The sequence below is a fragment of the Xanthomonas bromi genome, from assembly GCF_900092025.1.
Lineage (GTDB): Bacteria > Pseudomonadota > Gammaproteobacteria > Xanthomonadales > Xanthomonadaceae > Xanthomonas > Xanthomonas bromi.
Map to the genome: position 1 here is coordinate 21,948 of NZ_FLTX01000001.1, position 9,127 is coordinate 31,074.

9 protein-coding genes are annotated in these 9,127 nt (G+C 62.5%); 2 read left to right on the forward strand and 7 right to left on the reverse strand.

Annotated features, from left to right (window positions below; translation table 11 throughout):
• The 7 genes from XBLMG947_RS00090 to XBLMG947_RS00120 form a co-directional block, all read right to left on the reverse strand.
• A complete protein-coding gene (locus tag XBLMG947_RS00090) occupies positions 1–945 on the reverse strand; it encodes an NAD-dependent epimerase/dehydratase family protein (protein ID WP_065465839.1) in 945 nt (314 codons plus the stop codon).
• A 1-nt stretch (position 946) separates the two neighbouring features.
• The gene (locus XBLMG947_RS00095) at positions 947–1,675 is read right to left on the reverse strand and encodes an SDR family oxidoreductase (protein WP_065465840.1); all 729 of its coding nucleotides are present in this window, start codon (positions 1,673–1,675) and stop codon (positions 947–949) included.
• 2 nt (positions 1,676–1,677) lie between these two features.
• Positions 1,678–2,979 (reverse strand): FAD-binding oxidoreductase, encoded by a 1,302-nt coding sequence (locus XBLMG947_RS00100; protein ID WP_065465841.1) that lies wholly within the window; start codon positions 2,977–2,979, stop codon positions 1,678–1,680.
• Positions 2,979–4,367, reverse strand: a complete 1,389-nt coding sequence (locus XBLMG947_RS00105; RefSeq protein ID WP_065465842.1) for a UbiA family prenyltransferase — start codon at positions 4,365–4,367, stop codon at positions 2,979–2,981. Before XBLMG947_RS00105 ends, XBLMG947_RS00100 begins: the two co-directional genes overlap by 1 nt.
• Positions 4,368–4,470: 103 nt before the next feature.
• Complete coding sequence (locus tag XBLMG947_RS00110; RefSeq protein ID WP_065465843.1) at positions 4,471–5,457, reverse strand: lysylphosphatidylglycerol synthase transmembrane domain-containing protein; 987 nt, start codon at positions 5,455–5,457, stop codon at positions 4,471–4,473.
• A 14-nt stretch (positions 5,458–5,471) separates the two neighbouring features.
• Positions 5,472–6,416: an electron transfer flavoprotein subunit alpha/FixB family protein gene (locus tag XBLMG947_RS00115; RefSeq protein WP_065465844.1), complete on the reverse strand. Its 945-nt coding sequence runs from the start codon at positions 6,414–6,416 to the stop codon at positions 5,472–5,474.
• Entirely contained in the window at positions 6,416–7,162 is a 747-nt protein-coding gene (locus XBLMG947_RS00120; RefSeq protein ID WP_065465845.1) for an electron transfer flavoprotein subunit beta/FixA family protein, read from the reverse strand. Before XBLMG947_RS00120 ends, XBLMG947_RS00115 begins: the two co-directional genes overlap by 1 nt.
• A 232-nt stretch (positions 7,163–7,394) precedes the next feature.
• Between XBLMG947_RS00120 and rfbB the strand changes: the two genes are divergently transcribed.
• Positions 7,395–8,450, forward strand: coding sequence for a dTDP-glucose 4,6-dehydratase (rfbB, locus tag XBLMG947_RS00125; protein WP_065465846.1), 1,056 nt, complete (start codon positions 7,395–7,397; stop codon positions 8,448–8,450).
• 52 nt (positions 8,451–8,502) lie between these two features.
• A partial coding sequence (gene rfbA / locus XBLMG947_RS00130) for a glucose-1-phosphate thymidylyltransferase RfbA (RefSeq protein WP_065465847.1) occupies positions 8,503–9,127 on the forward strand: 625 nt, incomplete at its 3' end.

The window sequence follows — 9,127 nt, forward strand, 5'->3', positions numbered from 1 at the left end:
TCAGCGCTTAAGTACGATGCGGCTATAGCGCGGGTCGGTGTAGCTTTCGCGGATCGCGTCTTCGAACGGTGTCTGCCGCACGCCGAATACTGCTTCAGTATTCACACCTTTGAAGTCGTCACCCGCGCTGAGTGCCTTGAGTTGGTCGGCGGTGAACGGCGGTTTTGCGCTGAACAGCGAGTAGACACGTAGCAGGAATCCGAACAAACCGATCGGGATATGCACGATCACGGTATGCAGGCGTTTGGCACGCTTGATCGTCTTGATGATGTCAACGTAGTCCACACGCGTGTCCCCGACTATATCGTAGACCTCGCCGTCGGGTTCGCGCTCGATGCATTTGGCGATGCAGCGGCAGAAATCACGTTCGTAAAGCGGCTGGCGCATGAACTTGCCATCGCCCGGGATCGGGAAGACCGGCGTTTTGGCCATGAAACGCGACAGCCAGCCCAGGTGCTTTGGATCGAACCAGCCAAACATCAACGTCGGCCGCAATACGCAGTGACGCAAGCCGCTGCTCACCACCATCTGCTCCTGGGAACGCTTGGTGTTGGTGTAATCATCCACAGCGACCGAATTCACCACCGACGAACTGATGTGAACAACAAAGGGCACAGCGGCCGCTTTGCAGGCGTCAAGCACGTGCGAGGTGGCAACCAGGTTGTTGCGGGTGAACAACTCGGTGGTTTTGCCGGTGATCTGCGCATGCAATTGGGCGACGCAGGCCGCACCTTCGAACTCGTGGGCCCATTTGCCCGGTTCGGCCAGGTCAGCATGCACGACGCGCACGGCAGGATGCAGCTCGCGCAGGATCTGCAAATTGTGCGCGTGCTTGTCGATTGCCACCAGCTGGGTATAACCCTGCTCCTCGAGTTCGACGATCAGATTCTGTCCGACCAGCCCGGCAGCACCAGTAATGACGATCTTGGCGTGTTTGTCGGTCATGTCAGAGCTTGATCCTGCGGAAAACGAATTCGGGTATGTTTTTGATCACCAGCATGATGGCCCACCAAAAAGCCGGCAGATAGGCTACAGCGCGACGCTTGTCCACTGCACCGAGGATTCCTTTTGCGATCTGGTCCGGCTTTGCCCACAGTGCGCCCTTTTTGAAAGCCGCGGTCATGGGTGTGTCGACGAAGCCAGGCTTGACCGTGAGCACGTTGATGCCTTCCGGGCGCAGACGCTGGCCTAGGCCGCTCAGGTACGCAGTCACGGCCGCCTTGGCGCTGCCATAGAGGTAGTTGCTGGCTCGGCCGCGGTCTCCGGCCACCGAAGAAATGACGGCGAGCGTAGCGCCTGGGGACAGTCGCGGCACGATCGCCGCGCACAGGGCAATCGTCGAAGTGCCGTTGGTTGCGAATTCGCGAAGCGACAGTTCGACCGATGCGTTGCACGCAGCCTGGTCCGGCAGCGTGCCATGCGCGATCAGCACAACATCGATGCCACCTAGCGCAGCCCAGGCAGCGTCCAATATTTCGCCATGACGTGAGCCGTCGTTGACGTCGAGGACGCCGGTGCTGCTTTTGCCGCCACGCGTGATCAGATCCGCTGCGATCGTCTCCAGGCGGGCTGCCTGTCGGCCGAGCAGATGGATGGCCGCCCCTCGCGCGGCGTAGCGTCGGGCGGTTGCTTCGGCGATGGCCGAGGTGGCCCCGATGATGAGGACGCGTTGCATGTCTACTCCGTGACCCGGCGCCAGAAGCCGGAAGAAAAACGTGGATCGAGATAGCCGCTGAATTCGCGCCAGCGGCCATAGGCGCGCTGGAACGAATGCGCGTCCATACGTGCGTCTTTTGCAGGGTACAGAGCGCCGCCTGCCTCGTCGACGACGCGGTCGAGTCGATCAAGCAGGCGGAATACGTCAGGACCAGTATTGGGAAAGTCCAGTGCCAACGTCGTCCCCGGCCTTGGGAAAGACAGCATGCCGATGGAAGGCGTGTCGCCGAACTCTTTCAGCACTGCCAGGAACGAGCCGCTGCCGCTGCGCGCGATCTCGGCAAGTAGCGCGTCGACCCCGTCCCGTGCGGTTGCAGGGGGCAATACACATTGATACTGCAGAAAGCCGGACGGGCCGTACATCCGGTTCCAGTTACGAATGCCGTCCAGCGGGTAAAAAAACGGCAACAGGTGGCTGACGAAGCGTTTGCGCAGAGCGGGCTGGCGCCAGTAGTAAAGCGCGTTGAAAGGCCGCAGTGACAACTTGTTCACCAACGAAATCGGTGGCGTGACAGGCATGGCCACGCCTGCGCCTGGCGATGTCGGTCGCTCCTGGGCAAGCCCGGTGCAGTGATCGGCTCGGGTGAAGTGCCCGCGTCCGCGTGCCTTGCCGCTTGCCAGACAATCGATCCAGGCCACGCTGTACTCGTGGCTGTCGGCAGATGCTGCCGACAACTCGAAGAACTCGTCGAGCGAGCCGAAGCGGATGTTCTCTGCTTCCAGCGCGGGACTGCCGACACGGCGCAACTGAATTTCCGCCCAGGTAATCAGGCCGGTCAGGCCAAGCCCTCCCACCGTGGCCGCAAACCAGAGATCGGCGTCATCCGGGGTGCACAGCCGCCGCTCCCCGTCGCTGCGCAGCAACTCGAATGCGCGCACATGGTGACCAAAATTGCCGGTGCGATGGTGGTTCTTGCCATGCACGTCGTTGGCGATCGCGCCGGCGACGGTGACATAACGAGTGCCGGGCGTCACGAGCAGAAACCAGCCTTGCGGCAACACCAGCTCGATGATTTCGGCAAGGGTGACTCCTGCCTCGCAGCGCAGGACGCCATTGCCCGGATCGAACGCAATGAATCGATCAAGCCCGCGTGCGCACAGCAGTGCGCCATCCGGGTTCAGGCAGCTGTCGCCATAACTGCGTCCATTACCACGAGGCAGGGCACGACCATCGAATGCCGGCAGGCTTGCCGCGCGATCGTGGATCGGTAGCCGCGTCTGATGTGCTCTGGGATAGCGCCCCCAGGACTGCCCCGCCGCCATCAGATGGCGCTCAGGGCGAACGACCCGCACAGCATCACAACGATCTGGCTGACACGGTCGGTGGCAGCGAATACGATCGGGTCGTCATGCATCTCTCCGCGATGAGCAATGATCCAGACCCGGCTCACCCAGTACAGCAACACCGGACACACCAGCCAGAGCAGTTTGGGATTGCGGTACAGCTCCACACTCTCGGGGCTGTTGATGTAAAGCGCCATCACCATTACCGCGATGTAGCCAGCCGCCGCGCCCATGGATTGCAGCAGCGAAAGATCCTCCACCGAATACGCGCGACCGCTGGCCTTGGTCTTGCCGCTGCTCAACATGGCATGCAGTTCGGTGTAGCGCTTGAGCAAGGCCAGCGACAGGAACATGAACATCGAAAACGCCAACAGCCAGAACGATAGTTCGACGCCGATCGCCATGGCGCCGCCGATGATGCGTACAGTGTAGAGTGCTGCGAGCAGCACGACGTCGATCATCACGATGCGTTTCAAGCGCAGCGAGTACGCCAATGTCATGACGTAGTAGGCAATCAGTACCAGCGTGAACTCGAGGCTGCATGCCAGCGACAGCAGAAGGCCCGCGACGGTCAACGCAGGGGCGACCAGCAGACCCTGTAAAAGAGGAAGCCGACCTGCTGCAAACGGGCGCTTGCGCTTGCGCGGGTGCTGGCGGTCAGGCGTTAGGTCCAGCAGATCGTTGAGCACATAGACGCCGGAGGCGCATAGCCCGAACGATACCAGCGCAATCGCGGATTGCACCACTGATTCCAGATCCAGGAAGCGGTGCGCGGTCAGCAGGGGAACGAACACCAGCAAATTCTTCAGCCACTGATGCAGGCGTAAGGCCTTCAGCCATGCATGGGCACGCGGCGGAGCCGGCCAATGCGCATGCACGGTCGTCCGTTGCGCTGTGGCCTTGGCCAGTGCGGCGCCATTGTTGACAACCCAGGCGCCACCGGCCTTTTCCCACACGTGCAAATCCACATTGCCGTTGCCTGCGTAATCGAAGTTGCCCTGACCAAACGCGTCAACCAGCACATCTGCCTTGTTGCGACCGGACAGATTACGTTTGCCATCACTGGCGATGACCTGCTCGAACAGGCCCAGATGGTCTGCTATAGGCTTCACTAGGAGTGCGTCGGACGCCGTGCACAGCACGCGCGGGCGTTGCGTCGTGGTGCGCAGCAGCTCCAGCACCTGTTGGTTATACGGCAGGGTCTCGGCAGGCAGGACGACGCGGGAGGCAATTTCTCGCTTTAGCGCCGCCTTGCCGCGCAACAGCCACAGCGGCAGCAAGAACAGGTACAGCGGATTTCGGGCCAGCAATGCCAGCACCGACTCGTAGAGGATGTCCGAATTCAAAAGCGTGCCATCCAGATCCACGCAAAGGGCGCGTCCCGAAACAGCCGGACGGATGGAGCTGGTGGTAGGGGCGGACATCGACTGCCTGGCGATCCATTGCGGGGCCACGATTATACCTAGCCGATCAACCTGCTTCTTCCCGCGATGCAAATTCTGCGATCAGCATGGCCGCCGCGCCGACGACAATGGCGTACCAGAGCGTGACCAGACGGGCCGCGACGGCGACCGCAATTGCCTCCGGGGTAGCGATCCCGAGCCGATTGAGCATCAACACGATGGCCAGTTCGGTGGTGCCGACGCCGCCGGGGACGAACGATAGCGCGCCGATCAGCATCGCCAGCGGGTAGACACCGAGCGCGACAATGGGGTTCAACTGCAAGCCCATTCCATCGCACAGGCTCACGAAGACAGCCGATGTCAGTCCCCAGGCAGTGAATCCGGCAAGCATGCTTTGCCCGAACGCGTGCAGATCCAGGCAACTACGCAGCTCCAACGCGGCCGTAAGGCTGAAGCGGGCCAGGCGTCGCAGCCAGCGGCCGGGAAGGCGTTTGCTCACACCTGCCAAACTATTCAATAGCGCAGGCCACGCCGCCGCGCCGAACAGCACACAGACAAATCCCAGCACCACGGCCACCAGGGTGCCCAGGGTGGGGAACACCGACGCGGCCAGCAAGGACAGCGATAGGACGACCAGCAGATCAGACGCGCGCTCGAAGACGAAGACGCCCAGCGTGCGCTCGGCTGGGATGCCCATGCGCGCGAAATAGCGGATCCGCATCAGTTCGCCGGCCTTGCCGGGCGTTGCGGTCAGGGCAAAGCCTGCCAGATAGCCAGCCAGGCCAGGTAGTACTGGTATGTGATGCCCCTTGCGGCGGAGCAGCCAGTGCCACCGCCAGTACCGGAACAGGTACGTGATGGAGACGGGCACGATGGCAAGCGCCATCAACTGCCAGACCTCGCTCAGCCGCGAAAAGGTCCCGTTTCCGTGGTCTACCCAGACCAATACGGCGACGTACCCGGCGCACAGCAAGACAACGCAGGCGGCCAGATAATCCAGACGATGCCGCAATTTTGCGGCACCGTCGATGCTGGGAGGCGAAGGAGAATCCATGCAGCAGAAGGACCTCAGCCCAGCGCAGCCTCCAACTCCGGCAACAGCGCAAACAAATCCCCCACCAACCCAATATCGGCAATCTCGAAAATCGGCGATTCCGGGTCCTTGTTGATGGCCACGATGGTCCCAGCGTCTTTGATGCCGGTCAGATGCTGGATCGCGCCGCTGATGCCGATCGCCATGTACAGCTCCGGGGCAATGATCTTGCCGGTCTGGCCGACCTGTAGCTCGTTGGGCACGTAGCCGGCATCGACGGCGGCACGCGAGGCGCCCACCGCGGCGCCGAGTTTGTCGGCCAGGCTATAGATGTGCTTGAAGTTCTCCGCCGAACCCACGCCGCGGCCGCCGGAGACCACGCGCTTGGCGCTCTGCAGGTCGGGCCGGTCGGAGTTGCCTGCAGCCAGGTCGATGAAGCGGGTGTGGGTCGGCAGTGCGACCTCGATGCTGACGGACTCGACAGCTGCGCTGCCACCGCTAGCCGCCTCCGGCCACGAGGCGCTGCGCACGGTCGCTACCACGATCTGGTCGGCTGGAGCCTTGACAGTGATGATGGCGTTGCCGGCGTAGATCGGGCGCTTGAAGGTGTAGGCATCTTCGACCGTCATCAGGTCGGAGATCTGGTTGACACCGAGCAGCGCAGCCACCACCGGCATCAGGTCCTTGCCGAAGGTGGTGGAGGGGCCGAAGACATGGCTGTAGCCCTGGCCTGCGAGCTCTGCGATCTGGGGTCCAAGCACCTGCGCGACCGCGTGTTCGTTGGCCGCGTTGGCCGCCGTCAGCACGCGGGCAACACCCGCCAGCTGCGCGGCCTGGGCTGCAACGGCTGCAGGATCGGCCGCCAGCACGACCACGTCGATCGACTCGGCCGAGATGGCCAGCGCAGCGCTCAGGGTCTTGGCGGTGGCCGCATTGAGCTGGCCGTTGAGGTGTTCGGCGACGACAAGAATCTTGGCCATTACAGCAACCCCTTCTGCTTGAGTGCGGCCACCAGCTCGGCGGCGTCCTTGACCATTACCCCGCGGCTGCGCTTGGCCGGCGCCGCGTAGTGGGTAGTGGTGAGACTGTCGTGCGATGCAACGCCCAGGTCGGCGAAGGCCAGCGTTTCCATCGGCTTGCTCTTGGCCTTCATGATGTCCGGCAGCTTGATGAAGCGCGGCTCGTTCAGGCGCAGATCGGTGGTGATCACCGCCGGCAGGTCCACTTCCAGCGTTTCCAGGCCGGCATCGACCTCGCGGGTCACCGTGGCCTTGCCATCGGCAACCACCAGCTTGCCGGCGAACGTCGCCTGCGGGCGGCCCCACAGGGTGGCCAGCATCTGGCCGGTCTGGTTGGCGTCGTCGTCGATGGCCTGCTTGCCCAGGATGACCAGATCCGGCTGCTCCTTCTCGACCAACTTCAACAGGGCGCGTGCGGCGGTTAGCGGCTGGATGGCCGCATCGGTGACCACATGGATGGCGCGGTTGGCTCCCATCGCCAAGCCATTGCGCAGGTGTGCGGCGGCATCGGCGGGAGCAAGCGTGGCGACCAGCACCTCGGTGGCGATGCCGGCATCGCGCAGGCGCAGCGCCTCTTCGAGGGCGATTTCGTCGAACGGATTGGGCGAGAGCTTGACGCCGTCGGTCACCACGCCGGAGCCATCCGGCTTGACCTGAATGCGGACGTTGTAGTCCACCACGCGCTTGTAGGCGACGAGGATTTTCATCGTGTACGAGATCCTTCAGCTATTGCGGGAAGGCCCGGCCGCGGCAGCAGGCTCGGGAGTGGGGCCATTCTAACCGGGGTGCATCGACCATGCGATGGCGTACGGATGCTGCGGTGCGTCAGTGGGACACGGTGCGGAACCGCTCTCGCTTAAGCCCGATGATGCCTGGACCGTATATCCTGTGTGGTTTGAAAACGCAGCGCGTTTGGCGCGCGACCAGGAGGGGTAGACAGTGGCGACTTGGCTAGTAACCGGCGGTGCCGGCTTCATTGGCGGCAATTTTGTTCTTGAGGCGGTCTCCCGCGGGATTCGCGTGATCAATCTGGACGCGCTGACCTACGCAGGAAATCTGAACACGTTGGCATCGCTGGAGGGCAACGCCGACCACGTATTCGTCAAGGGCGATATCGGCGACGGGGCGCTCGTCACCCGCCTGCTGCAGGAACACCAGCCCGATGCGGTGCTGAACTTCGCCGCCGAAAGCCATGTGGACCGCTCGATCGAAGGCCCGGGTGCCTTCATCCAGACCAATGTGGTCGGCACCCTGGCGCTGCTCGAGGCCGTTCGCGACTATTGGAAGGCACTGCCGGAGGGGCGCCGCGATGCGTTCCGTTTCCTGCACGTGTCCACCGACGAGGTCTACGGTACGCTCGGAGAGACCGGCAAGTTCACCGAAACCACGCCCTATGCGCCCAATTCGCCGTACTCGGCGTCCAAGGCTGCGTCTGATCATCTGGTACGTGCGTTCCACCACACTTACGGGCTGCCGGTGCTGACCACCAATTGCTCCAACAACTACGGCCCGTACCACTTCCCTGAAAAGCTCATTCCGCTGGTCATCGCCAAGGCACTGGCGGGCGAGCCGCTGCCGGTCTACGGCGATGGCAAGCAGGTGCGCGACTGGCTATTCGTCAGCGACCATTGCGAGGCGATCCGGACCGTGTTGGCCAAGGGCCAGGTCGGCGAGACCTATAACGTGGGCGGCAACTCCGAGCGCCAGAACATCGAGGTCGTGCAGGCGATCTGCGCGCTGCTGGATCAGCATCGTCCGCGCGAAGACGGCAAGCCACGTGCGAGCCAGATCACCTATGTCACCGATCGCCCCGGGCACGACCGTCGCTATGCGATCGACGCCTCCAAGTTGAAGAACGAACTGGGTTGGGAGCCTGCGTATACCTTCGAGCAAGGGATTGCGCAGACGATCGAGTGGTACCTGACCAATCAGGCATGGGTACAGGGTGTATTGGACGGAAGCTATCGGCTGGAACGCATCGGCGCGACGGCATAACCCTCCACCTTCAGTGTCCGCACAGATGGACGGAACTCCCAAGGAAGCTCTCATGACACAACGCAAAGGCATCATTCTGGCGGGTGGATCCGGCACGCGCCTGTATCCGATCACCAAGGGCGTCAGCAAGCAGCTGCTGCCGGTGTACGACAAGCCGATGATCTATTACCCGCTCAGTGTTCTGATGCTGGCGGGCATCCGGGATATTTTGATCATCAATACGCCGCACGAGCAGGCGCTGTTTCAGTCGCTGCTGGGCGATGGCTCGCAATGGGGTGTCAATATTCAATATGCCGTGCAACCGAGTCCCGATGGACTGGCGCAGGCGTATCTGATCGGTCGCGATTTCGTCGATGGCAAGCCGAGCTGCCTGGTGTTGGGCGACAATATTTTTCATGGGCATGGCCTGACCGAGACGCTACAGCGCGCCGACGCGCGTGCGCAGGGGGCCACAGTCTTCGGTTACTGGGTCAACGACCCGGAGCGCTACGGCGTTGCCGAATTCGATCAGCAGGGCAAGGTTATCGACATCGCCGAAAAGCCGGAGAAACCCCGCTCCAACTACGCGGTCACCGGTCTGTATTTCTACGATGGCAAGGCCAGCGACTACGCAGCCGCCTTGAAGCCATCGCCACGTGGTGAACTGGAGATCACCGATCTCAATCGCTGCTATCTCG

Coding starts and splice junctions, on each gene's coding strand:
- XBLMG947_RS00120 (WP_065465845.1), bottom strand. CDS start 7,162: ATGAAAATCCTCGTCGCCTACAAGCGCGTGGTGGACTACAACGTCCGC.
- XBLMG947_RS00100 (WP_065465841.1), bottom strand. CDS start 2,979: ATGGCGGCGGGGCAGTCCTGGGGGCGCTATCCCAGAGCACATCAGACG.
- XBLMG947_RS00110 (WP_065465843.1), bottom strand. CDS start 5,457: ATGGATTCTCCTTCGCCTCCCAGCATCGACGGTGCCGCAAAATTGCGG.
- XBLMG947_RS00115 (WP_065465844.1), bottom strand. CDS start 6,416: ATGGCCAAGATTCTTGTCGTCGCCGAACACCTCAACGGCCAGCTCAAT.
- XBLMG947_RS00090 (WP_065465839.1), bottom strand. CDS start 945: ATGACCGACAAACACGCCAAGATCGTCATTACTGGTGCTGCCGGGCTG.
- XBLMG947_RS00095 (WP_065465840.1), bottom strand. CDS start 1,675: ATGCAACGCGTCCTCATCATCGGGGCCACCTCGGCCATCGCCGAAGCA.